The 24,756-nt window shown below is 30.4% G+C and carries 22 protein-coding genes; 17 read left to right on the top strand and 5 right to left on the bottom strand.

All coding sequences use genetic code 11. The annotated features are described in order from the left end of the window. Positions 1-27 precede the first annotated feature (27 nt). The 17 genes from V1T75_RS12060 (at position 28) to rfbB (ending at position 17,792) form a co-directional block, all read left to right on the top strand. Positions 28-897 (top strand): dTDP-4-dehydrorhamnose reductase family protein, encoded by an 870-nt coding sequence (locus V1T75_RS12060; protein WP_330488777.1) that lies wholly within the window; start codon positions 28-30, stop codon positions 895-897. Beyond that, entirely contained in the window at positions 890-2,368 is a 1,479-nt protein-coding gene (locus tag V1T75_RS12055; RefSeq protein ID WP_330488776.1) for an oligosaccharide flippase family protein, read from the top strand. Before V1T75_RS12060 ends, V1T75_RS12055 begins: the two co-directional genes overlap by 8 nt. A 1-nt stretch (position 2,369) precedes the next feature. After that, positions 2,370-3,473: a glycosyltransferase family 2 protein gene (locus tag V1T75_RS12050; RefSeq protein WP_330488775.1), complete on the top strand. Its 1,104-nt coding sequence runs from the start codon at positions 2,370-2,372 to the stop codon at positions 3,471-3,473. 24 nt (positions 3,474-3,497) lie between these two features. Further along, positions 3,498-4,712 (top strand): O-antigen ligase family protein, encoded by a 1,215-nt coding sequence (locus V1T75_RS12045; RefSeq protein ID WP_330488774.1) that lies wholly within the window; start codon positions 3,498-3,500, stop codon positions 4,710-4,712. A gap of 10 nt (positions 4,713-4,722) precedes the next feature. After that, positions 4,723-5,850 carry a glycosyltransferase family 4 protein gene (locus V1T75_RS12040; RefSeq protein ID WP_330488773.1) on the top strand — a complete coding sequence of 376 codons (1,128 nt, stop codon included), beginning with the start codon at positions 4,723-4,725 and terminating at the stop codon, positions 5,848-5,850. Between the two features lie 27 nt (positions 5,851-5,877). After that, positions 5,878-7,116 (top strand): glycosyltransferase family 4 protein, encoded by a 1,239-nt coding sequence (locus V1T75_RS12035; protein ID WP_330488772.1) that lies wholly within the window; start codon positions 5,878-5,880, stop codon positions 7,114-7,116. Beyond that, positions 7,097-7,663, top strand: a complete 567-nt coding sequence (locus tag V1T75_RS12030) for an acyltransferase (RefSeq protein ID WP_330488771.1) — start codon at positions 7,097-7,099, stop codon at positions 7,661-7,663. Before V1T75_RS12035 ends, V1T75_RS12030 begins: the two co-directional genes overlap by 20 nt. Before the next feature lie 17 nt (positions 7,664-7,680). After that, a complete protein-coding gene (locus V1T75_RS12025) occupies positions 7,681-8,505 on the top strand; it encodes a polysaccharide deacetylase family protein (protein ID WP_330488770.1) in 825 nt (274 codons plus the stop codon). Further along, entirely contained in the window at positions 8,505-9,146 is a 642-nt protein-coding gene (locus tag V1T75_RS12020) for a sugar transferase (RefSeq protein WP_330488799.1), read from the top strand. The genes V1T75_RS12025 and V1T75_RS12020 overlap by 1 nt, the downstream gene beginning before the upstream one ends. A 4-nt stretch (positions 9,147-9,150) precedes the next feature. Beyond that, a complete protein-coding gene (locus tag V1T75_RS12015; protein ID WP_330488769.1) occupies positions 9,151-9,711 on the top strand; it encodes a GNAT family N-acetyltransferase in 561 nt (186 codons plus the stop codon). Continuing rightward, a complete protein-coding gene (locus V1T75_RS12010; RefSeq protein WP_330488768.1) occupies positions 9,711-10,760 on the top strand; it encodes a hypothetical protein in 1,050 nt (349 codons plus the stop codon). Before V1T75_RS12015 ends, V1T75_RS12010 begins: the two co-directional genes overlap by 1 nt. Further along, on the top strand, positions 10,739-11,764 hold the full coding sequence (locus V1T75_RS12005) for a GNAT family N-acetyltransferase (RefSeq protein WP_330488767.1): 1,026 nt from the start codon (positions 10,739-10,741) through the stop codon (positions 11,762-11,764). The genes V1T75_RS12010 and V1T75_RS12005 overlap by 22 nt, the downstream gene beginning before the upstream one ends. A gap of 3 nt (positions 11,765-11,767) precedes the next feature. Then, on the top strand, positions 11,768-12,901 hold the full coding sequence (locus V1T75_RS12000) for a DegT/DnrJ/EryC1/StrS family aminotransferase (RefSeq protein ID WP_330488766.1): 1,134 nt from the start codon (positions 11,768-11,770) through the stop codon (positions 12,899-12,901). Beyond that, positions 12,901-13,908, top strand: coding sequence for a UDP-glucose 4-epimerase GalE (galE, locus tag V1T75_RS11995; protein WP_330488765.1), 1,008 nt, complete (start codon positions 12,901-12,903; stop codon positions 13,906-13,908). Before V1T75_RS12000 ends, galE begins: the two co-directional genes overlap by 1 nt. 1,376 nt (positions 13,909-15,284) lie before the next feature. Continuing rightward, complete coding sequence (rfbA, locus tag V1T75_RS11990; RefSeq protein ID WP_330488764.1) at positions 15,285-16,166, top strand: glucose-1-phosphate thymidylyltransferase RfbA; 882 nt, start codon at positions 15,285-15,287, stop codon at positions 16,164-16,166. Next, positions 16,163-16,717 carry a dTDP-4-dehydrorhamnose 3,5-epimerase gene (gene rfbC / locus V1T75_RS11985; protein ID WP_330488763.1) on the top strand — a complete coding sequence of 185 codons (555 nt, stop codon included), beginning with the start codon at positions 16,163-16,165 and terminating at the stop codon, positions 16,715-16,717. Before rfbA ends, rfbC begins: the two co-directional genes overlap by 4 nt. A 28-nt stretch (positions 16,718-16,745) precedes the next feature. Beyond that, a complete protein-coding gene (rfbB, locus tag V1T75_RS11980; protein ID WP_330488762.1) occupies positions 16,746-17,792 on the top strand; it encodes a dTDP-glucose 4,6-dehydratase in 1,047 nt (348 codons plus the stop codon). Positions 17,793-18,143: 351 nt separating this feature from the next. On the opposite strand, the gene V1T75_RS11975 is transcribed toward rfbB, so the two are convergent. The 5 genes from V1T75_RS11975 to porV form a co-directional block, all read right to left on the bottom strand. Beyond that, positions 18,144-19,982: a PBP1 and LysM peptidoglycan-binding domain-containing protein gene (locus tag V1T75_RS11975; protein ID WP_330488761.1), complete on the bottom strand. Its 1,839-nt coding sequence runs from the start codon at positions 19,980-19,982 to the stop codon at positions 18,144-18,146. A 31-nt stretch (positions 19,983-20,013) separates the two neighbouring features. Continuing rightward, positions 20,014-21,549, bottom strand: a complete 1,536-nt coding sequence (gene guaA / locus V1T75_RS11970; RefSeq protein WP_330488760.1) for a glutamine-hydrolyzing GMP synthase — start codon at positions 21,547-21,549, stop codon at positions 20,014-20,016. Positions 21,550-21,618: 69 nt separating this feature from the next. Further along, positions 21,619-22,683, bottom strand: a complete 1,065-nt coding sequence (locus V1T75_RS11965; RefSeq protein ID WP_330488759.1) for a 3-oxoacyl-ACP synthase III family protein — start codon at positions 22,681-22,683, stop codon at positions 21,619-21,621. A gap of 171 nt (positions 22,684-22,854) precedes the next feature. After that, complete coding sequence (gene cdd / locus V1T75_RS11960) at positions 22,855-23,337, bottom strand: cytidine deaminase (protein WP_330488758.1); 483 nt, start codon at positions 23,335-23,337, stop codon at positions 22,855-22,857. 82 nt (positions 23,338-23,419) lie between these two features. Beyond that, the gene (gene porV, locus V1T75_RS11955) at positions 23,420-24,514 is read right to left on the bottom strand and encodes a type IX secretion system outer membrane channel protein PorV (RefSeq protein ID WP_330488757.1); all 1,095 of its coding nucleotides are present in this window, start codon (positions 24,512-24,514) and stop codon (positions 23,420-23,422) included. Between the last annotated feature and the right edge of the window lie 242 nt (positions 24,515-24,756).

The raw sequence follows: 24,756 nt of genomic DNA, 5'->3' as shown, positions 1-24,756 counted from the left end.
ATATATTTGAATTTAAATGAGTTAAAAATGAAAAAAAAAATTTTAGTATTTGGGTCGATGGGTATGGCGGGATTTACTATTTCTACTTATCTTAAAGAAAGAGGACATTTAGTAGTAGGTTTTGCTAGAAGGAAGTCTCCAGTAGTTGATACAATAATAGGAGATATAACAGATGTAGGTTTTGTAAAAAAAATATTAAGTGAAGGAGACTATGATTATATAGTTAATTGTATAGGGATTTTAAATAATAAAGCAGAAGAAAATAAAAGTAATGCGGTTTTAATAAATTCTTTTTTTCCACATCTATTAGCAGATTATACCAAGGAGATGAAGACTAAAGTCATTCATATGAGTACTGATTGTGTGTTTTCAGGAAAAAAAGGTAGTTATTCTGAACTTGATTTACCTGATGGAATAACTTTTTATGATAGAACTAAAGCGTTAGGAGAGTTAAATGATAAGAAAAATATAACACTCCGAAATTCAATTATAGGACCAGATGTAAATAAGGATGGTATAGGTTTATTTAATTGGTTCATGAAGAACCAAAAGGGGGGTGAGATCTCGGGTTATAAACAGGCTTTCTGGACAGGTTTAACTACTTTGGAGTTGGCAAAAGTTATTGATTATATAATTAATTATGATAACAACTTTTTTGGATTAGTCAACATGGTAAATAATGAAAAGATTTCTAAGTATGAACTTTTGATTTTATTTAATAAATATTTTAAAAATAATAATATAAAAGTTAATGAAAATAATTCAGTAAAGGTGGATAAATCTTTATTAAGAAATAACTTTTCAATTGATTACCTAATCCCCTCTTATGAAGAAATGATTAGGGAAATGAGTGTTTGGATTAATTCTAATAAAGAGTTTTTTCTTCATTATGATTGAAAAAAAAAAAACTGTTAATGTACTAAAAACGATGTCTGTCTTAGCCAGCGTTAGAGTTGTTACAATAATATCTAGTTTAATAAAAAATAAAGTTATATCCATCTTTTTAGGAACTGAAGGAGTAGGGCTATTTGGTGTACTTCAAAATTTTCAGTCTCTTTCAAGTGCTTTTTTTGGTTTTGGTGTATCTAAAAGTAGTGTTAGGGATATTTCTTTTTCAAAATCATCTAATAATAGTAATGTTGAAGTAAGTAAGATGGCTAAAACAGCCTTTTATTTGACTTTGCTACTATCTTTAGTAGGAAATGTAATTATTATACTTTTTTCTAACGAATTAAGTGAATTAACTTTTGATAGTAATAAATATTCAATTTACATTAAAGTGATGAGTTTGTCTATATTTTTTAATATTCTTTTTAATGGGCAACAAGCAATAATACAAGGATTAAGGGAGGTTAAGATTTTGGCGAAATCTGCTGCATTATCAGCTTTTATTGGAGTGCTGGTATCCGTGCCTTTGTACTTTTTTTTTAAGTTAGATGGAGTCACTTACGCTTTTATTTGTTCGTCTTTAATTTCTTTTTTAGTATCAAAACGATACAGTAAAAAATTAAATTTAACAGAGGTGAATTTGAAGTTAAGTGAGTTCGTAGTAAATTCAAAGAATATGCTTGTTTTAGGAGGTTCTTTGATGATTGTGTCAGTTATGGTGTCACTCTACGGCTTTGTGTTAAAAGCTTATTTGGTTAAAGTTGGGGGGTTGGAAATTGTTGGTGTTTATCAATCTGGTTATCAGGTGTTAGGTGGGTATTTTGGGCTTATTTTTACATCAATTGCATTAGATTATTTTCCAAGGATTTCAGAAGTTGCAAATGATAACATTAAAATTAATCAAGAAGTGGATATACAATCTAAAGCTTCTTTAGTCTTGATAGCCCCTTTAGTAGTTGTAATAGTTTTTGCTTCTGATTGGATAGTACAATTTTTGTATTCAAAAGAATTTTTAAAAACATCATCTTATTTGCTATATGGAAGTTTTGGGATTACTTTTCTTCCTTTAGGTCAAATTTTAGGTATGGTATTCTTAGCGAAGAATAACACAAGAATATACTTAATAATGGTGTTTGCATTACAAATACTGTTTTTTGTTAACTCTGTAGTGTTGTATCAATGCTATGATGTAAAAGGTTTAGGTATGGCATTTTCTTTAAATATGTTTTTAAACATGTTGTTTCCGTGGTTGATAAATAAAAAAATATATAATATAAAACTAAGTAAAGATTTAAAAAGAATTATGTTTCAGGTCTTGTTGTTTACTACTTGTTCTGTATTGATAGTTATTTATGTAGAAGAAACTTTATTAAAGTACGTAATTGGAGGTGTAGTTTTTTTTACCAGTTTGTTTTATACAATTCAAGAAATGAAAAGATCACTTGATTTAAGCCTTTTAAGTTTTTTTAAAAAGAAATAAGATGAATAAACCGATTTTAAGTATTGTAATTCCAACAAAAAATAGATATGAAACACTTTTAAAGGTTATAAATTCTATTTTAAAGTTTAATAGTAATCAATTTGAGTTAGTAATTCATGATAACTCTGATGATAATATAAAAATAAAGAAATATCTAAGTGGACTTAAAGATATGAGACTAAAATATTTTTATACAACTGATAAGTTGTCTCAAACAGGAAATTCTAATCTTGCGGTAGAAAAAAGTATAGGAGAGTATGTGTGTTTCATTGGAGACGATGATGGGGTAATGCCTAATATAGTTGAGGTAACTAAATGGATGAAAGAAAATGGATTTAAGGCGTTAAAATCTTATAAGCCTAGTTATTATTGGCCAAATCAAAAGTCAAATTATTTGTCAAATGATGCTTCTGGAGTTCTTAAATATAAAAAATGGAAAGAGGATTCATATCAAATTATTAAAACAAAAGAAGCTTTAAATTATACCTTGTCAAAAGGAGGTGGAACTATAAAGAAATTACCTTGTTTATATCATGGTATTGTAGAAAGAAGAACATTAAATTTGATATATAAAGTAGCGGGCACATTTTTTCCTGGTCCAAGCCCAGATATGGCAAACGCTATTGCATTAACACAAGTTATTGACTCTTATGTTTTGGTAAATTATCCTGTTATAATAAGTGGCAAAAGTGCAAAAAGTATTGGTGGGGCTGGAGTTTTACATAAACATATTTCTAAAATTGAAGAAGTTAAACATTTACCAGAAGATACATGCAAAAATTGGGATGAACGTATACCTAAATATTGGACAGGACCTACTATTTGGGCAGAGTCTGTGATTAAGGCATTAGAAAAATTTCAAAATAAGGAAGCTATTGAAAAAATAAATTTTTCATACTTATATGCGCACTTAGAAGTTTTTCATAAAATACAGTCAAAAGAAATATTTAAAGATTTTGTTGTAGAAAAAACAGTAATGTATTATTTACTAAAGTTCAAAATATATTTACATCGTGCTAAAACTTTTATCCAAAATAGAATAGGAGTTGTAAAAAAAATAAATAATATTAAAGACATGGAATCTGTAATAAAAATTCTTAATTAAAAATTAAAGGACTGTGATGTTAGGATGGAAAGATTAAGCCTTTTTGATAAGTTAGTTAACTTATATATAATAATTTTAATTATAGGTTTTTTATTTATAGGAACAATTCCTAAACTAATTGGTGGATCTGAAGAATCGCTATCTGTTCAATTTAGGATAGTTGTTTTAATGCTTTCTCTTTTTTTTATAATTAGTACTATTTTTTCAAGACGTATAAATAAGGTGTATTTAGCTCCATTTTTGTTTTTTATAATTTTTTGGTTTATTTATAGTTTAAGGCTTATTCATGATTTATATATTGATCCAATTAAATTATATACAGATACACCTTCTTCTAGGTATGCACAATTCGCTTTTGGTGTTACTTTGGTTCCCTCTGTAGCCTTATTGATAGTAATTCAAGCATATAAAATTAATATAAGTAAAATACTTAGTAGACTGTATTATATATTGTTAATCATATTATCTATAGCTTTGTATTTTAGAGCAGGAGCAGATTTACAGGGGCGTACAACAGGTGATTTGAATGTCGGAATTCTTTTGTTTGGTCAATTTGGAGCGACATTATCAATACTTTCTGTATACCGCTTTATGAAAGAGAAGCGAAACCTTAAAAATAATTTATTGCACTTTTTTGGATTTATTATAGGAGTTAGTAGTATATTCGTTTCTGCGAGCAAAAGTCCTTTTTTGGCTTTAATAGTAGTAGTGTTACTATTATTGTTTTTATGGTATGGAAGTATTAAATCAGTTTTTTTAATACTTATCATTGGAGGGGTTTTAGGTGCTTATTTTGTTGATATTGCACTTTTTTTGAATAACTACTTTAAGAGTAACTTTTTGGAGAGGTTATTTTATGCAATTGAAGTAGGAGGGGATAACGCAAGAGAAATTATTGTAAGTACAGCTTTTAATGAATTTATAGATAATCCCTTTTTTGGAAATGCTTTTTTAATACAAAATCCTAAATTAGTAGGTAGTTATCCTCATAATCTTGTTGTAGAGTCGTTAATGTCTACAGGTATATTAGGTGGAGGAGTGTTTATTATATGGGTAATAAAAAGCCTTAGAGAATCGTTTAGAGTAATTAGAAAACATTCTGATTTAACTTGGGTTGCATTATTGTTTTTACAATACTTTATTTTTGGAATGTTTTCAAAAAATCTTTATTCAAGTGATTTGTTTTGGTTTTTCTCAATAATATTAATTTCAGCTAAACAAAATAGAAGAGAACCTTAAAATATTTCTAATGATTTTACATGTTATAAACTCTTATTCATCAACAAAGCTTTATAAAAATTTGGTAGAACAAGTTGATTTATTAGGGGTTCCACAAGTTGTCTATAATCCATTAAGAGGAAAAAATAAGCCTAAAAATAAGCCTGAGTTTAAAATAAAAAAATCTAAAATAATATATAGCAAAATTTTAAATAAATATACTGATCGAGTTTTTTATAGATTTAAGATAAATAAGATAGTTAAAGATATTGAAAAAAAAGTTGATTTTTCTACAGTTAAATTGATCCATGCTCATACGTGGTATAGCGATGGAGGGGTTGCGTATAAATTAGCAATGAAGTATAAGATTCCATATATAATAGCTGTTAGAAATACAGACATAAATTTGTTTCAAAAATATTTTATTCATGAGAGAAGTTTTGGGCGTGAAATTTTATTGAATTCATCAAAAATAATCTTAATATCAGCTAGTTATAAGAAGAAAGTTTTAGGAGAAACAAATCTTAATAAAATAACATCTATAATTGAATCAAAAACTTTAATAATACCTAATGGTATTGATGATTATTGGTTAAAAAACATTTATCCAAAAAAGAAAGAATTAGATTACCCAATTAAAATTATTTATATAGGGAAATTTAATAACGGTAAAAATGTAATTAACTTACAAAAGGCTATATTACATTTGAGAGATAAAGGAATTATGTGTTCTTTGCATTTAGTAGGAGGAGGGGGGAGTATAGAGAAAGAAGTTTTAAAAATGGTTCATAAAGAAAAGGATGCATTTTTTTACCATGGCGAGATTTTTGATAGAGAAAAACTTTCTAAGTTAATGAGAAGTTGTGATATTTTTGCAATGCCATCGAAAAATGAAACATTTGGATTAGTATACATAGAAGCTCTTTCACAAGGGTTACCGATAATATATACAAAAAATGAAGGGATTGATGGTTTTTATGATAACTCAATAGGAGAGGGAGTTGATAATACAACAACTTTCGAAATTATAAAAAAATTGACAAAAGTTATAGAAGGATATGGTAGTTATCATTTTGATCAAAATTTATTACCTAAAAAGCATGATTGGAAAAACATAGCAAAAGAATACCATAAACTTTATACTTATTTAATTTCTTAATGTTAATACTTGAAATAATAAATGTTAATGAAAAAAAAAATAATCTATATACACCAATATTTTACATTTCCTGAGAGTTCAGGAGGTACAAGGTCTTATGACTTGTCCAAAAAGTTTATTCTTAATGGGTTCGATGTGACATTTTTAACAACCTCATCAATGATTAAGGATTTCAATAATCCTAAAAATAAAAATTGGGTTTATCTAGAAAGAGAAGGAATAAAGTTTTGGGTTCTAGATTGCAACTATAATCAAAGAATGAGTGTTCCTCAGAGATTAAAGGTTTTTTTTAAATTCTTTTTTTATAGTTCTATAAAAATAACTCAATTAAAAGCAGATTTGGTTTTAGCTACATCAACACCCTTAACTACTTCTATACCAGCTTTAGTCAAAAAGTTCTATTCAAAAACACCTTATATTTTTGAAGCAAGAGATATATGGCCAGAGGGACCAATACAGCTTGGTTATGTAAAGAATAGGTTGATCATTAAAATGTTGCGTATTTTTGAAAAATTTATTTATAAACAAGCTAGTCATGTTGTGGTACTATCAGTAGGAATGAAAAGGTGTATCCTAGAAAGAATGGGAGAAGTGAACAAAATTGGAGTCATACCTAATATTAGTGAAATTAAAAGGTTTGAAAATATATCTAATCAAATAGAGTTACCTTTTGATTTTAAAAATAAAAAAGTAGTTCTTTACGCTGGGACTTTAGGACCAGTTAACAATATAATGTATGTAGCTGAACTAGCAAAGAAGTTAATTAATCAAAATATAAAAAACATAGTTTTTTTAATTTTAGGAGATGGTAATGAAAAAGAAAAAACTGTTAGTTACTGTAGAGAGCATGGTTTATTAAATAATAATATGTTTTTTATGGATAATATACCAAAAAACAGTTTGCCTTATTTGTATTCTAAAGTAACTATGGGAAGTTCATTTGTGTTAGACAATAAGATAAAATGGGATAATTCAGCAAATAAATTTTTTGATACTTTAGCAGCAGGTAAACCAATATTAATTAATTATCAAGGGTGGCAAGCTGACTTAATTAAAGAAAAAAATTGTGGGTATATTTTACCAGCTCACCCTAGTGATATTGATGCACTGGATTTTGCAGAATATTTAAAAGATGATAAACTTCTTAGTATACAGTCTGCTAATTCTAAAGAAATAGGATCGAAAGAGTTTTCATTAGATATCTTATCTAGCAAATATTTACATATTCTAAATACAGTTGTCAAAAATGGAAAGCAAAACATATAAATTGTTAAAGAAATTAGGGTTTAATTATTCAGAAACTCAATATGGCAATATTAGTATTATTCAGGTTTTTAAGAAAGTCTTAATTACCTTGAGGAACTCAATATTATTAAATTGGTTTATGGATTCTGCGTTGTTATCTCCTATACTTCCTAGGTTTTTAAGACCCAGAATTTTAAAAATAATAGGATGTGAAATAGGTAAGGGGGTTTTTATAGGAGCCAATGTAACTATAGATTCAGGATATGCTGATAAAATCATTATGGAGGAGAATGTTCATGTAGCTGGTCATTCAATAATTTTGTGTCACCAAAGAAATCTAAAAGAATACTTTAGAGGTGGGGATTATTCAAAATTAGCTTATAACATAGAAAAAGTACACTTAAAAAGAGGATGTTTAATTGGAACAAAATCAATGATTATGCCGGGAGTAACTGTTGGTGAGGGAGCAATAGTAGGTGCATATTCGTTAGTGACAAAAGATATACCAGAATGGACTATTGCAACAGGGAGACCCGCAAAGGTTGTTAAATTGATACCAAAAAAATAAAATAAAAAATGAATGTTTTGACTTTTGATATAGAAGAGTGGTATACTTATAAACACACAAAACAAAACAAAACAAGCTATTATTTACCTATACTTGAGCGTTATTTGGATAGTGTTTTAGATACATTAGATGAAAATTGTTTTAAAGCAACTTTTTTTTGTTTGGGTATAATAGCTAGAGAATATCCTCATATAATTGAAAAAATAGATAATAGAGGACATGAAGTAGCCTGTCACTCTGATTTACATAAATTAGTAACTCAATTTAACAAGAAGGATTTTTTTAATGACACAAAAATAGCAAAAGAGAGTTTAGAAAAAATTACACAAAAGAAAGTTAAATATTATCGTGCCCCTGCTTTCTCAATAACTCCTAACTCAAAATGGGCTTTAGAAGTATTAAAGGATTTAGAATTTGAATGTGACTGTTCAATTTTTTCAGCCAAAAGAAGATATGGAGGATTCAAGGATTTGAAAGCTCATAATCCTTGTTTATTAGAATTAGAATCTGGTGAATCAATCTTAGAGCTGCCTATAAATTACATTGAGGTTTTTAATAAACGTATTATTTATTCAGGAGGAGGTTATTTTAGAGTTATGCCATATAACATTATAAAAAAAATGTTATCTCAGAAAGATAGATATAATATGACTTATTTTCATCTTAGAGATTTTGATATTCACCAAAAAAAAGAGATTAATATGAGTTATTTTATGAATTATTCTGGAATAAATGGAGCCTATGAAAAGTTTGAGAAAATGATTAAAGAAAATGAATTTGTTGATGTATCTTCTGCCATTGATCAGATAAATATTGACGAAATAATAAAAATTAAAATATGATTTATAATAACCATATCAAACGTTTTTTAGACTTTATAATAACCTTTTTAGGTTTTATAATTTTATCACCAGTTTTTCTAATAGTTACGATTGGGTTATTTTTTGCAAATCAAGGGAAACCATTTTTCTTTCAAAAGCGTCCAGGTAAAGATGAACGAATTTTTAAAATCATCAAGTTTAAAACCATGAATGATAGAAAAGATGCACAAGGTTATTTATTACCTGATGCTGATCGGTTGACAACTATTGGTAAATTTGTTAGAAAAACTTCTTTGGATGAAATTCCGCAGTTGCTAAATGTATTAAAAGGAGATATGAGTTTAATAGGACCTCGTCCTTTATTACCTGAGTATTTACCAATGTATTCAGAGAAACATAAGAAGAGACATAATGTTAGACCAGGAATAACAGGACTTGCACAGGTAAAAGGAAGAAATACAATGAGATTTTCTGAAAGGTTTGATAATGATGTCTTTTATGTTGATAACTTATCTTTTTCATTGGATGCGAGGATAATATTTATGACAATAAATTCGGTATTATTTAAATCGTCTACTATAGTAAATGGCCAAACTGTAGATGATATAGATGATTTAGGAGTTAGTAGAAATTTAAGTAGTAATCATTTTAAGAAAAAATAATTTTATGAATATAAGAGGGAAAAAAGTTGTGTTAAGAGCAATAGAAGAGAGAGATTTAGAACTTTTACATAAATGGTCCAATGATCCTGAAATCAATTATATGTTAGGAGGATGGCATTTTCCATCAAGTATGCAAGACCAAGAAAAATGGTTTACTTCTCTTTCTATGGGAAGTGTTAACCAGCGTTTTGCAATAGATACTCCAGATTTAGGCCTGATTGGTATGGCTAACTTGGTAGATATAAACTGGAAAGATAGAAATGCATTTCATGGAATGTTACTAGGGGATAAAGAAATGAGAGGTAAAGGGTACGGAGTCGATACAATAATGGCAATTAATAAGTATGCTTTTGAGGAATTGGGTTTAATGAGAATAAATGGGTCAATGATTTCATATAATCAACCTTCTATTGGTGTTTACACAAAAAAATGCGGTTGGCAAGTTGAAGGTGTTAAGAAGAATCATTATTTTAGAAAGAATCAATGGTGGGATCAAGTTGTTGTTGGAATAACAAGTGACGACTATTTTAAATTGTTAGAAAATAATAATTACTGGGAGAAATAATGAGAAAGAAAGAGTTTGGCTCTGAATTTCACTTTTGTGACAAAGATTTTATATTAAAAAAACAAGAGAAAGTTTTTTTTGATGATAAAAATTTTTCTTGTTTCCTTTCAGGAAGATCTTCACTATATGCATTATTAAAACAAGGGATAAAAGAACTTGGTTGGAAAAAGGTTTATGTTCCCTCATATTACTGTCAGGATGTAATTGAAAATTTACCTGAGCTTGGTATTGAGGTAATTATTTTTCATTTTAACCCCCAAAAAACATTGTTGGATATTGATTTTTTTGAAGATGATAAGAGTAGTGTATTCATTAATGTTAATTATTTTGGAATAGTTATGCCTAATATTGGTTTATTCAAAAACATGACAATTGTTGATGATTTAACACATGACTTGTTATCAATAAAGGAAAGTTCTTCTGATTATGTTTTTGCATCGTTAAGAAAACAGTTACCAATACCTCTTGGGGGTGTTTTGTATTCTCCCAAAAAGTATAAACTTCCTACGGGAATAGAAAGTGTCAAAGGAGATGAAACAGCAGAATATAAAACATTAGGAATGTTTTTAAAGAGAGAATATTTAGAAAATAGATTTCATAATAAAGACTTCTTTAGAAATTACTATGTAAAAGCAGAAAAGCAATTAACATCTCTTTATAAAGATTTTGCTTTGCCTGTTTTAGTAAAAAATATATCAGATGGATTGGCTGTTGAGAGAATAATCAAAAAAAAGGAATCAAATATTAAATTGTGTTCAAAACAGTTAAAGGATTTTAATGATTTTTTGATTAGTTCAAATGAAAAGGCATTGGGAATTTTACTTTTATTTAATTCAAGTAGTGAAAGAGATTTTATTCGAAACAAATTAATAGAAGTTAATGTTTATCCAGCAATTTTGTGGCCAAATCAGAAAACAGAACTAGATATTAACTATCAAAATAGATTTCTGTTTTTACATGTAGATTTTAGATATTCCAAAGAAGATATTATTTACATAACGACAGCATTAAAAAAATCAATTCAAGAATGTCAGAAACAAAAATTATAAGACTAACAGAAGAATCATGGAAAGAGTATGTTAATGCATCATTTGTTCATGATTTTTACCATACTTCATCTTATAATAAATTAGAAAAAGAAGGTGAACCAATATTGTTTGTATATCAAGAAGATAATAATTTTATAGCTTTACCATTAATAATTAGAGAAATACCAGATACAGATTTATTTGATTGTACTTCAGTATACGGTTATGCTGGTGCAATATCAAATATTGATATCAATGCAATCTCCGAAGAGTTAAAAATTAGCTTTCAAAGTAAACTTAATGAATTTTTCGTAGAGAAAAAGATAATATCTGTTTTTTCAAGATTACATCCTATTTTAGAAAATGATAAATTAATAGAAGGTTTAGGGGGAATAGTTAGTTTAAATAAAACAATAGCGATTAATTTAACAATTAGTACTGAAGAGCAAAGAAGACAATATAGAAAATCAAATAAATACGAAATCAATAAATTGAAGAAAAATGATTTTGAAGTTGTTGAAGCAACTACAAAAGAAGAACAAGATGAATTTATTGAAATTTATTATGAGACAATGAAAAAAGTAGAAGCGAATGATAATTACTTTTTTCCAAAAGAATATTTCTATGAGTTTTTAAATAATAATTGTTTCGAAACAAAATTGTTACTTGCTAAAAAAGCAGGAGAAATTACAGCTGGAGCAATTTTTACAATTACAAATAAAATTATTCAATATCACTTAGCAGGAACAAAACAAGCTTTTGCAAGAGACACACCAATGAAACTAATACTTGATGAAGCTAGGTTATTAGGGAATGATTTAAATGCCGAGTTTTTACATTTAGGAGGCGGAGTTGGTGGTAGTGATGAAGATCCTTTATTTAGATTCAAATCTGGGTTTTCTAAAGAGAATTTCCAGTTTAAAATATGGAAGTATATAGTAAACAAAGAAAAATATGATGAGCTAGTTAGAAAAAAAGGTATTTCGACTGATAATAGTTCATTTTTCCCATTATATAGAGCTTAGATTATGGAAAAAAAAATATGGTTATCCTCTCCACACATGGGAGGTAGCGAACAAAAATATGTGCAAGAAGCATTTGATACCAATTGGGTAGCGCCTTTGGGACCTAATGTAAATGGTTTTGAACAAGATTTAGAGGGGTATGTTGGAGAGAATTCAAAAGTAGCTTGTTTAGCTTCTGGTACTTCTGCTTTGCATTTAGCGTTGATTTTAGCAGGGGTAGGCTATGGAGATGAGGTGTTGTGTCAAAGTATGACTTTTTCTGCTTCTGCTAATCCAATTACCTATCAAGGAGCTATACCTGTTTTTGTAGATAGTGAGAAAGATACTTGGAATATGTGCCCAAGTGCTTTAGAAGAAGCAATTGAGGATAGAATTGCTAACGGGAAAAAACCAAAAGCAATGATTGTAGTGCATTTATACGGAATGCCTGCTAAAGTGGGTGAAATTGTAGCGCTTTCTAAAAAATATGATATAGCCTTAATTGAAGATGCCGCTGAGGCGCTTGGATCAACCTATAAAGGGCAAAAATGTGGCACGTTTGGTGATTTCGGAATTTTATCATTCAACGGGAACAAAATAATTACAACTTCAGGAGGTGGAGCTCTGGTGTGTAAGAATGAAGAGGATAAACAGAAAGCAATTTTTTTAGCAACCCAAGCACGTGATAATGCCCCTCATTACCAACACTCACATATAGGATATAATTATCGTATGAGTAATATTGTAGCAGGTATTGGGCGTGGTCAAATGGAAGTATTAGATAAGCATATTGGTTATAGAAGAGCTAATAATCAGTTTTATCAAGAAGTATTCAAAGATGTAGAAGGTGTTACTGTCTTAACAGAACCAACATCAGAATATTTCTCAAACCATTGGTTAAGTGCTGTAGTTATAGAGGAAAGTAAAACAGGTTTTTTAAGAGAAGAGTTACGTTTAGCTTTAGAAAAAGAAAATATTGAGTCTCGTCCCTTATGGAAACCAATGCACTTACAGCCTGTTTTTAAAGATTGTAAATATTATGGAACCAATGTCTCAGAAAAGCTATTTGAAGATGGGTTATGTTTACCTTCCGGTTCTAATTTAACTGATGAAGATAGAGTTCGAATAAAAGATGTAATCTCGAACATGTTAAAATAATGAAAAAAATACTAGTAACAGGAGGTTTAGGTTTTATTGGTTCACATGTGGTGGTTGAGTTACAAAACGCAGGTTTTGACGTGGTGATTATCGATGATTTATCTAATTCTAAAATTGAAGTATTAGAACAAATTAATGAGATTTCCAATGTTAAACCAGACTTTTATCAGGTAGACTTACGAGATAATAAAGCAGTACATAGCTTTTTTAATGAGAATGTAATTGATGGAGTAATACATTTTGCTGCTTTTAAGGCTGTAGGAGAAAGTGTTCAAAAGCCATTGGATTATTACGAGAATAATATCAATGCCTTAGTGTATCTGTTACAAGAAATGAAAGATCGAAACATTGATCATTTTATCTTCAGTTCATCGTGTACTGTATATGGACAAGCAGATGAATTGCCTATTACAGAAGGAGCACCTATTAAGCCAGCGGAGTCTCCTTATGGGAATACCAAACAGATAGGAGAGGAGATTATAAAAGATAGTTGTAAGGCGTATAATATGAATGCCATAGCTTTGCGATACTTTAATCCTATAGGAGCACATAAATCTGTAAAAATTGGAGAATTACCATTGGGGGTTCCTCAAAATTTGATTCCATTTATCACACAAACAGCGGCAGGAATTAGAGAGGAATTAGCAGTTTTTGGAGATGATTATCCAACTCCAGACGGGACAGCCATTCGTGATTATATTCATGTAGTTGATTTAGCAAAAGCGCATGTAAAAGCTTTGGAACGTTTATTGAATAAAGAAAATGAAGAAAATTTCGAATTTTTTAATGTAGGTACAGGAAAAGGAAGCTCTGTAATGGAGATTATAAAAACTTTTGAAAAGGTTACCCAACAATCGTTAAATTATAAAATAACTGATAGAAGAGAAGGGGATATTACAGCGGTGTATGCAGATACTACAAAAGCTAATAAAGTATTAGGTTGGAAACCTCAAGAGACACTAGAAGAAGCGTTGCTTTCAGCTTGGAAATGGCAACAAAAACAGTAATAATAAGAAACTTGTCATTTCGACTGTAGGGAGAAACCTTTAGCTTCAGCGTAGCTAAATCTTAAAGTTGTGAGTTACTCCTTTTAATAAGATTTCTCACATTCGTTATCATTCAGTTCGAAATGACTTTTTGTTTGTTATTTTGATTGAAAGGAGAGAATTTCTTTTTCAAAGAATAGGATGCAAAAGCTTCGAGATTTAGGCGTGAAACGCCGCGAAGTTTTGCGTACGGTTCTGCGCAGCAGAAATTCCTATTGAAAAAGTGTGCTTTTTTGATTCGTTTTTTGGACAAGCAAAAAATGAATGGGGAGTAAAAATAAAAGCTCGTTATTGCGATTCCGACACATCGGGAAAAGCAATCTTTATATTAATAGTTTGAGATAAACAGATTACTTCAGTAGTATCGTTCTTCTTAATGACAAAGGGGAAAAGAAAAGGATATGTCATTTCGACCGTAGGGAGAAACCTTTAGCTTCAGCGTAGCTAAATCTTAAGGTTGTGAGGAGTTACTCCTTTTAATAAGATTTCTCACATTCGTTATCATTCAGTTCGAAATGACTTTTTGTTTGTTATTTTGATTGAAAGGAGAGAATTTCTTTTTCAAAGAATAGGATGCAAAAGCTTCGAGATTTAGGCGTGAAACGCCGCGAAGTTTTGCGTACGGTTCTGCGCAGCAGAAATTCCTATTGAAAAAGTGTGCTTTTTTGATTCGTTTTTTGGACAAGCAAAAAATGAATGGGGAGTAAAAATAAAAGCTCGTTGTTGCGATTCCGACACATCGGGAAAAGCAATCTTTATATTAATAGTTTGAGATAAACAGCTTACTTCAGTAGTATCGTTCTTTTTAATAACAAAGGGGAAAAGAAAAGGATATGTCATTTCGACCAAAGGTAGAAATCTTTAGGTTCAACGTAGCTAAATCTTAAAGTTATAAGTGATTCTATTTGATAAGATTTCTCACATTCGTTATCACTCAGTTAGAAATGACGTTTTGTTTGTCATTTCTGTAAAGAAAAACCTTTTGATTCAGCATAGTTAAACTGAAAGGATGGATAATCAATAATTAAGAACTCTAAATTCCTCACTAAAAACTAAAAATTGAGAACTTCATCCCCCCAATAGTTTATTTTTTCTATACTTTAGCAATACCATAAAGAGGTATATATAATTTAACCCATTTTTATATTGGTTTATTTGACAAGAATATATGTCAGTTCGAGTGATTCCGATAATAAATCGGAATAGTATCGAGAACATTTTACGGGAAAAATTTGATCAGATTGATAAAATTATCTCAAAATACACTAAGGATTAAGTTGTTTTAGAATCAACGAACAATTCAAAATTTCGTAATTCATAAATCAAAATTGTACTACATGAAAGGCATTATACTAGCAGGCGGGTCAGGAACGAGGTTATATCCTATTACTAAAGGAGTATCTAAACAGTTGCTTCCAGTATATGATAAACCGATGATTTATTATCCACTTTCAGTATTGATGTTGGCTGGTATTCGAGAGATTCTGATTATTTCTACTCCTGATGATCTTTCAAGTTTTAAAAAGTTATTAGGCGATGGAAGTGAGTTAGGAATACGCTTAAATTATGCAGAGCAACCTTCTCCAGATGGATTAGCGCAAGCATTCATCATTGGTGAAGAATTCATTGGAGGTGATGATGTTTGTCTTATTTTGGGAGATAATATTTTTTATGGCCATGGATTGCCTGAAATGCTACAATCCGCAATATATAATGTAGAAAAAGAAAAGAAAGCAACCATTTTTGGGTATAATGTAAAAGATCCTGAACGTTATGGAGTGGTAGATTTTGATACTAGTGGAAATGCCATTTCGATTATCGAAAAACCTGAAAACCCGAAATCTAATTATGCGGTGGTTGGATTGTATTTTTATCCAAATGATGTGATTCAAGTAGCGAAAAATGTAAAACCATCAAACAGAGGAGAGTTAGAAATCACTTCTGTAAACCAGTATTATTTAGAAAACGAACAGTTAAAAGTTGAATTAATGGGACGTGGTTTTGCTTGGTTAGATACAGGAACACATGATTCTTTGTTAGAAGCAAGTCAATTTATTGAAACTATTGAAAAGCGTCAAGGTTTAAAAGTAGCTTGTATAGAAGAAATAGCGCTCTATATGGGGTATATCAATAAAGGACAAGTCAGAAATTTAGCAAAACCTTTGAAAAAAAATAGCTACGGACAATACTTATTAAACTTAGCAAAAGAGAAACAATGATTTTTACGAAGACTGAAATTCCTGAAGTAGTTGTTATTGAACCAAAAGTTTTTGGAGATCAAAGAGGGTATTTCTTTGAATCGTTCAATCAAAAAGAATTTGAAAATAATATTGGGGACATAAATTTTGTGCAAGATAATGAGTCAAAATCGACTTATGGAGCTTTACGAGGACTACATTTTCAAAAACCACCTTTTGCTCAAGCTAAACTAGTGCGTTGTATTCAAGGAAAAGTATTGGATGTAGTGGTTGATGTTCGAAAAAACTCCCCTACCTATGGTAAACATATAGCGGTAGAGTTATCTGAAGAAAATAAAAAACAAGTATTTATTCCAAGAGGTTTTGCGCACGGGTTTGTAACCTTATCCAAAGAAGCTGTTTTTGCATACAAAGTAGATAATTGGTATGCTCCTGAATACGATGCTGGAATTATATGGAACGATACTACGTTGAATATTGATTGGAAAATTGATCCTGAAGACGTAATACTTTCTTCAAAAGACCGACAACTTTCTACTTTTATAGAGTTAAAAACTCCGTTTATTTATTAGTAACTTTGAGTTTATATACTAAACTTTCATGAGGAATATATTAATTACAGGAGGAGCTGGCTTTATAGGCTCTCATGTGGTGCGATTGTTTGTAAATAACTATCCAAACGATCACATAATAAATTTAGATGCGTTAACCTACGCAGGAAATCTAGAAAACTTAAAAGACATTGAGCATCAATCAAACTACACCTTTATAAAAGGAGATATTTGCGATGAAGATTTGGTGAAAGAATTGTTTTCTACCTATTCAATTGATAGAGTTATTCATCTAGCAGCAGAGTCGCATGTAGATCGTTCTATAACAGATCCTTTATCGTTTGTTAAAACAAATGTTTATGGAACGTTGAGTTTATTAGAAGCAGCTAAAAATAGTTGGAAAGACAATTTTGAAGGAAAATTATTTTATCATATTTCTACAGATGAGGTATATGGTTCTTTAGGAAAAGAAGGCTTCTTTTTAGAAAACACAGCGTATGATCCGCATTCTCCTTATTCAGCATCCAAAGCATCTTCAGATCATTTTGTAAGAGCATATTATAATACTTACGGATTACCCATTATAATTTCGAATTGTTCTAATAATTATGGCTCACACCAATTTCCTGAAAAACTAATTCCGTTATTCATCAATAATATTTGTAATAATAAATCCTTGCCTGTATATGGAAAAGGAGATAATGTTAGAGATTGGTTATATGTAGAAGATCATGCTAAGGCAATTGATGTTATTTTTCATAAAGGAAAATTAGGTCATACCTACAATATAGGAGGCTTTAATGAATGGAAAAATATTGATTTGATCAAAGTATTGATAAAAACAGTAGATAAGCTCCTTGGAAGAGAAGAAGGTACTTCAGAAAAGTTAATTACCTATGTAGCCGATAGAGCGGGCCATGATTTTCGTTATGCTATAGATTCTTCAAAATTGAAGAATGAATTAGGATGGGAACCATCTTTACAGTTTGAAGAAGGACTCAAAAAAACAGTCAAATGGTATTTGGAAAATGAAGATTGGGTTCAACATGTAACCAGCGGAGCGTATCAAAAATACTATCAACAAATGTATGAGTAGAAAACAAACTATTACAAAAAATATAAAAAACACTTTTTGTTAAACCGAGCCTGTCGAAGTTTATTAGTCGTGATATAATTTTAAGAGAGAAACTCTCTTTTTCATAAGAATAGTACTCAGAAGCTTCCAGATTCAGGTGAGAAACGCCGTGAAGTTTTGTGTATGGTTTATTAAAAAAGTGTGCTTTTTTGATTCGTTTTTTGGACAAGCAAAAAAAGAATGGAATAAAAAAATAAATACCCGTCATTGCGAACCCGATACTTCGGGAGAAGCAATCTGTGAATAGTATAAATAAAAAACCGAAACTACATAAATTAGTTTCGGTTTTTTATTTATATGTATTCTAGGTATTTATCTTAACCTACTTAAACTTAAGTCTCTATTGTATTTTACGATAAATAAACCTTCATTGGTGCTACTTCCAAATGTTTTTTTATGGTAGTCGAATTTATTCTCTACACGTAAAGAAACCCCTTTTTTAAAGGTGCTTGTAAGGTCTTCACCCGAAGCTAAACGCATTAAAATGTCATAGGTAATATCAAAACCTTTGACAGCATAATCAGAAGGAATGGTATTGTTCTTTTCTAAATATTTTTTATTAAAAGCCTTCGTTTCTATAGCATCTTCATCAGTATAAGTATTTGAAACAAAGGTAAAATTAATACCAGCAAGTTTGTTATTGTCTATCCTATCATAAGCACTTCCTTTACCTGTTGTAAATACTTGTACTTTTATATTGTCTGGTAAGCTTATCATACTATTTAGAGCGTCTGCAACAACTACATTATCTTCAGAAGCAAATATGACCCAATTGTGTCTTTTTGTGGTCATTTTACTGGTAAAACGATCTCTTTTAATATACCCATCTTTAGGTTTTAAGATGTGTACTTCACTGATACTATCATGTTTTTTTAATTCAGATACAATTTTGGAAACTAAATTATTAGTACTGTTTTGATCATCGCTTACTACAAAAATCTCTTGATCTTGGTAGCTATCTTTCAGAAAAGAAGTTAAGTACGCTGCATACCTACTTTTTTCAGGAGAAGTTTTAACCAATTTTGAGGATGAAAATTTATCTTGTTTGCTTGAGTAATGAGGGAAAATTACAGGAGCCCTTACGCCAGCTGCAACAATTTCAGCTTTATCTGAATAAAAAGGACCTATAACAACATCTGTATTTTCAAGTTTGTTATCATTTAGTATAGTTGCAATATTTTCTCCTCTATTTCCAGTATCAAAAACATCAACATATACGTTTACTCCTTGTTTTTGAATAGAGTCAATGGCAATTTCTGCTCCTAAATAAAAATCAGTAACCATATTAGCTAATTGGTTGTTTTCAAAAATATCGTTACTAGATTTTTCTTTATATTCACTTGCTTTAAAAGGTAGTAAAATAGCAAGGTTTATTGAAGCGTCTTCTTGAATATAATCTTTGTAAAAAGAATAATTTTCAGCTTCATTAACCTCTTCAATAGGTTTAATTTTTAATAACTGTCCTATAGATAATTTGTTGTCGGCTAAATCGGGATATTCAGGATTCAACTGTATTAAATCCTCTTTAGAAACATTATAAAAACGAGTTAAACTGTATATAGTTTCTTTGCTCTTTACAGTATGCGTTAAGAACTTTTCTAAAACCTCTTTTTTATTAATAGTAATTGTTTTCTTTATTTCCTTGACCTTTAAAACCTGACCGATACTAAGGTTATTACTTTGAATATTAGTATATTCTGGATTGAATTTGATTAAGTCATCTTTAGTAATGTCATATTGTTTAGTAATACGATATACTGTTTCACCTTTTTGTACTATATGCGTTTCATATTCCACAATGGTTTGTTGAAAGATAGTATCTTTAGCTATTTCATAACCATCTTTAGAAATAGTTTCTTCGTTAGTGGTGTCTGTACTAATAGTTTCTTCTTCAGGAGAAGAAGTAGTAGATGAAGAAGTACTTTTTTTTATTTTAGGATTTGGAATTACTATTACTGTATTTGCTTCTGGACGTCTTCCAACATCGGGATTTAAGCGTAATAAATCTTTTGTTTTCATGTCCAAACGATTCGCAATGTCTCGCATCGTTTCTCCTTCTTGGATTTTGTACGAAACGTAACGTTTTTGCTGACCACAAGAAACGGTAAAAGTTAAAATACAAACTAATAGTAAAAACTGTAATTTCTTCATCTACTCTTTTTTTGAAATTAATAATGGATTTTTATTCCCATTCAATTGTTGCTGGTGGTTTAGAGCTAATATCATATACAACTCTATTTACACCTTTTACATTATTTATTATTTTATTTGATGTTTTTTGTAAAAATTCATAAGGTAAATTAACCCAATCTGCTGTCATACCATCTGTACTTTCTACAGCTCTTAAGGCAACTACTTTTTCATAGGTTCTTTCATCTCCCATAACCCCAACAGAGTTTACAGGTAATAAAATAGCACCTGCTTGCCATACTTTATCGTATAATCCACTTTCTTTTAAACCATTGATGAATACAGCATCAACTTCTTGTAAAATACGAACTTTTTCTGCGGTAATATCACCTAAAATTCTAATAGCCAAACCAGGGCCAGGAAAAGGATGACGACCTAATAACTCTTTGTCGATTCCCATAGAAGCACCTACACGACGTACTTCATCTTTAAAAATCATGCGTAGAGGCTCTACTATTTTCAATTTCATAAAATCAGGTAAACCACCTACGTTGTGATGACTTTTAATTGTTGCCGAAGGCCCACCGTTTACAGAAACTGATTCAATTACATCTGGATAAATCGTTCCTTGAGCTAGCCATTTAGCATCTTCTATTTGATGTGCTTCATCATCAAAAACATCAATAAAAACTTTACCAATAGCTTTACGCTTTGCTTCTGGGTCACTTAATCCCGCAAGTTCTTCCAAAAAACGTGCCGAAGCATCTACTCCTTTAACGTTTAATCCCATACCTTCGTATTGCTTTAATACGTCAGTAAACTCATTTTTTCGTAACAATCCGTTGTTAACAAAAATACAGTGTAAATTACTTCCTATAGCTTTGTGTAGTAAAACTGCTGCTACGGTAGAATCTACACCTCCTGATAATCCTAAAACAACTTTATCATTACCTATTTTTGCTTTTAGCTCAGCAACCGTTTCGTCAACGAATGAATCTGGTGTCCAAGTTTGGGCTACTCCTGCTATATTAACTAAAAAGTTTTGTAATAATTGTTTTCCATCAGTAGAATGATATACTTCTGGATGAAATTGAATAGCATAGGTAGTCTCTCCTTCAATTTTGTATGCAGCATTTTCTACATCATGAGTACTTGCTAACAAAGTTCCGTCTGTTGGTAACTCCTTAATTGTATCGGAATGGCTCATCCAAACTTGACTCCCTTCTGAAATATTATTAAAGAACTCTTCACCTTCTTTAATAAAAGATAAATTTGCTCTACCATATTCACGAGTATTAGAAGGAGCAACTAAGCCACCAGAAAAATGTGCTAGATATTGTGCTCCATAGCACACTGCTAATAATGGTTTTTTACCTCTAATTTCAGATAAGTCTGGATGAGGAGCTTCTTCGGAACGAACTGATGATGGACTTCCAGAAAGGATTACAGCTTTAAAATCGTTTAAGTTTTGTGGTATTTTGTTGTAAGGATGAATTTCACAATAGATGTTTAATTCCCTTACGCGGCGCGCAATTAACTGTGTGTATTGCGATCCGAAATCTAATATAAGTACGTTGTGTTGTTGCATGCGCAAAAATAGTACTTACATTTTAGATTTGCGAGAATATTTAGTAAGAAATTGTACCACTAATAAACTTTAATACTTGTACACAATTGCATTGATGTTCATACCAGCACCTACCGAAGCAAGTATAATAACATCCCCTTTTTTTACTTCTTGATTTTCAATAGCGCCTTTCAAAACTAAATCGAGTAGGGTTGGGACTGTCGCTACCGAACTATTACCTAATTTATGAATGCTCATAGGCATTATTCCTTCAGGTATTGGTTTTTTGTACAAACGATAAAAACGCTTAATAATAGCTTCATCCATTTTTTCATTAGCCTGATGAATGAACACTTTTTTTACTTCATCGATCGATTTTCCGCTTTTATCTAAAGCAGTTTGCATTGCTTTTGGAACATTGGTCAAAGCAAATTCATAAATTTTTCGCCCATGCATTTTTATATAACGCACATCGTTATCCTTATTTTTATCATTAGAATTTCCGAAGAATAGGTAATAAGCTTCTTCTTTAGTAAAAGTTTGTGAAGCATGACTTAAAATTCCACTATCGCCTTTATCCGTAGCTTCAACGATACAAGCACCAGCGCCATCGCTATAAATCATAGAGTCGCGATCGTTTACATCAACAACTCTCGATAAAGTTTCTCCACCAATAACCAAACATTTTTTAGCAATCCCCGCTTTTATAAATGCCTGTGCTTGAATAACACCTTCAACCCAACCAGGGCAACCAAATAAAATATCGTAGGCAACACAATTTGGGTTTTCTATTTGTAATAAATGTTTTACACGAGTAGCCAAACTTGGAAGAATATCGCTTTGAATAGCATCCTTTTTAACATCTCCAAAATTATGAGCAAAAATGATGTAATCTAATTCTTCTGGATCAATATTAGCATCTTCAATTGCTTTTTTAGCAGCAAAAAAGCCAAGATCTGAGGCTTTGTATACTGGTTTGGCATAACGACGCTCTTCAATACCTGTTATGGACTTGAATTTTTCAATAATTACAGGATTTGAATTATAAAAGGACGATCCATCAGCATTTAAAAATAAGTTATCATTAAATTGATTGTTTTCTTTTTTTATTGATGGAATGAAGGAACCTGTTCCTGTAATTACCGATAGTTTCATTAGAAATACTAATTTTTAAGGTTGAGTAATTACAAATAAAACATTTTTATTACCGATAACCTCTTTATTTACAGTCATTTTTTTAGAATTACGATATTCTTAAAAAATAAAGGAGCTTTTGTTTTTTTATAAACACAAGTGAGCTTTTTTTATGATTCTTATGCTTGGGGGTTATAAATAGGAACTGTCAAAGGAAAATGGTAATAAAGAAAGTAGTGATTCGGTTTTTATAATTTGACCAACTTCTCCCATAAAAATTATCTCAATAGAGTGCTGTTGATTTATTTCATATTCTGATAATGTTTGGCGGCATGCACCACAAGGACCAACAGGTTTGTTTACTGTTGCGTTTTCAGATGCTGCTGTTATGGCTATTTTTTGTACTCTCATGTTTGGAAATTCAGAAGCTGCTTTCCAAATAGCAACACGCTCAGCGCACATACCAGAAGGGTAGGCAGCACTTTCTTGATTATTTCCTAAAATAATTTTTCCGTTATCAAGTAGCACTGCTGCACCCACATTAAATTTAGAGTAGGGAGCATAAGCTTTTTGCCTTGCTTCAACAGCTTTTTCCATTAAAAGAGCATCCTCAGTTGACAACTGTGAAACATTATTGTATAAAGTGGCTGTAGTGGTAATATCTATTTTCTTCATCGTAAATAAATTAGTCAAAAAAAGCAGCCGGTAAGACTGCTTTTGTATTCTGAATACGAATTTATAAAAAAAATACTATTTTTTAATATACTTCATATAGTTCTCCTAAATCAAAGGATAAAGAAAAACGCAATGTATTTTCTAACGGGTTGTTAACAGCTGCTGTATTTATTAGATAAGATAAATCTAAAGTAAAAGCTCTTGCAGTAAATCCTGTACCTAAAGTAAAATACTGACGTTGTCCTTTTTCTTCACTTTCATGAAAATAACCAGCTCTTACAGCAAAGGCATTGTTGTATAAGTATTCAGCACCTAAGGCCCAAGTTGTTTCTTGTAATTCCTCACTAAAACTTCTATCCCCTAAAGAAGTAAACATTCCTTCGAACCAACCTCTTTCAGAATTAGGACTAGAAGGAACCAATAGTTTTGTGAATTCTAAGTTAAGCCCCAAAATATTTCTATCATCAAATATAAAGTCAAAACCACCACCGATTTTAGCATTGGTCGGGATAAAGTTTGGAACTCCAGGGCTGTATTCAACTTTCGGACCAATATTGGCGATGTTAAAACCTAATCGGTAACGTCCGTTAAAGCTTCCAAAGTTTTCTTCTTTAGATTGGTAATAACCAGAAACGTCAACAGCAAAAGAATTCACGGCTTCAAGATTAGAATCATTGCTTCTTATTTTGTAATTAGAATGAATGTACTTTAAGCCAATTCCCATAGAAAAAGTTTCACTCAACTTTAATGAATATATACCAGTAATAGCCAATTCATTAGGGTTTTCTGTTCCGTTAGGATCACCATCTGTAGTTGTTAAATTCACTTCTCCAAGAGAAAAATACTTTAAATCAACTCCCCAAGCTGATTTTTCACTATATCTATTAACATACGAACCTCCACCAACAAAAATATCGTCCGTTAAGTTTCTAAGCCAAGGCGTATAGTTAAGTCCTATGCTTATTCTGTTTTGATTAAATGCAGTTTTTGCAGGGTTGTGAAAGATGGAAAAGGCATCTGACGATGTAGCAACTCCAATATCTCCCATACCACCAGCACGAGCATCAGGTGTAATCAATAAAAAGGGCATTGCCGTGGTATTTATTGATGTTTGGGCTTGCGCTTTATTTTGAAGGGTAAAGCACACAAAAAATAATACGATAGATAATTTTTTCATGTAAAATTTGATTAATTGTTTAGCAAATATATAATTTTTTGGGGGAGTTAGTAATTAATAGCTTTTTTTAAACTTTTGGTAATACAAAATCTAAAAGTTTATCTATTAGTTTAATAAGGTAACGATATTACGGAGATAATATTATACGACATTGTTAGAATTAAAAAGAAATTATTTTTACCGTTAAATATTAAAATTTAATAGTCTACATTTTAATCTTTTTCTTAGATTCGTAATACTAA

This window comes from Tenacibaculum sp. FZY0031, from assembly GCF_036350695.1.
Classification (GTDB): domain Bacteria; phylum Bacteroidota; class Bacteroidia; order Flavobacteriales; family Flavobacteriaceae; genus Polaribacter.
The sequence above is the reverse complement of the archived record's forward strand: the minus strand, read 5'-3'. Positions and strand labels throughout refer to the sequence as shown.

Coding starts and splice junctions, on each gene's coding strand:
- V1T75_RS12060 (WP_330488777.1), top strand. CDS start 28: ATGAAAAAAAAAATTTTAGTATTTGGGTCGATGGGTATGGCGGGATTT.
- V1T75_RS12055 (WP_330488776.1), top strand. CDS start 890: ATGATTGAAAAAAAAAAAACTGTTAATGTACTAAAAACGATGTCTGTC.
- V1T75_RS12050 (WP_330488775.1), top strand. CDS start 2,370: ATGAATAAACCGATTTTAAGTATTGTAATTCCAACAAAAAATAGATAT.
- V1T75_RS12045 (WP_330488774.1), top strand. CDS start 3,498: ATGGAAAGATTAAGCCTTTTTGATAAGTTAGTTAACTTATATATAATA.
- V1T75_RS12040 (WP_330488773.1), top strand. CDS start 4,723: ATGATTTTACATGTTATAAACTCTTATTCATCAACAAAGCTTTATAAA.
- V1T75_RS12035 (WP_330488772.1), top strand. CDS start 5,878: ATGAAAAAAAAAATAATCTATATACACCAATATTTTACATTTCCTGAG.
- V1T75_RS12030 (WP_330488771.1), top strand. CDS start 7,097: ATGGAAAGCAAAACATATAAATTGTTAAAGAAATTAGGGTTTAATTAT.
- V1T75_RS12015 (WP_330488769.1), top strand. CDS start 9,151: ATGAATATAAGAGGGAAAAAAGTTGTGTTAAGAGCAATAGAAGAGAGA.
- V1T75_RS12010 (WP_330488768.1), top strand. CDS start 9,711: ATGAGAAAGAAAGAGTTTGGCTCTGAATTTCACTTTTGTGACAAAGAT.
- V1T75_RS12005 (WP_330488767.1), top strand. CDS start 10,739: ATGTCAGAAACAAAAATTATAAGACTAACAGAAGAATCATGGAAAGAG.
- V1T75_RS12000 (WP_330488766.1), top strand. CDS start 11,768: ATGGAAAAAAAAATATGGTTATCCTCTCCACACATGGGAGGTAGCGAA.
- galE (WP_330488765.1), top strand. CDS start 12,901: ATGAAAAAAATACTAGTAACAGGAGGTTTAGGTTTTATTGGTTCACAT.
- rfbA (WP_330488764.1), top strand. CDS start 15,285: ATGAAAGGCATTATACTAGCAGGCGGGTCAGGAACGAGGTTATATCCT.
- rfbC (WP_330488763.1), top strand. CDS start 16,163: ATGATTTTTACGAAGACTGAAATTCCTGAAGTAGTTGTTATTGAACCA.
- rfbB (WP_330488762.1), top strand. CDS start 16,746: ATGAGGAATATATTAATTACAGGAGGAGCTGGCTTTATAGGCTCTCAT.
- V1T75_RS11975 (WP_330488761.1), bottom strand. CDS start 19,982: ATGAAGAAATTACAGTTTTTACTATTAGTTTGTATTTTAACTTTTACC.
- guaA (WP_330488760.1), bottom strand. CDS start 21,549: ATGCAACAACACAACGTACTTATATTAGATTTCGGATCGCAATACACA.
- V1T75_RS11965 (WP_330488759.1), bottom strand. CDS start 22,683: ATGAAACTATCGGTAATTACAGGAACAGGTTCCTTCATTCCATCAATA.
- cdd (WP_330488758.1), bottom strand. CDS start 23,337: ATGAAGAAAATAGATATTACCACTACAGCCACTTTATACAATAATGTT.
- porV (WP_330488757.1), bottom strand. CDS start 24,514: ATGAAAAAATTATCTATCGTATTATTTTTTGTGTGCTTTACCCTTCAA.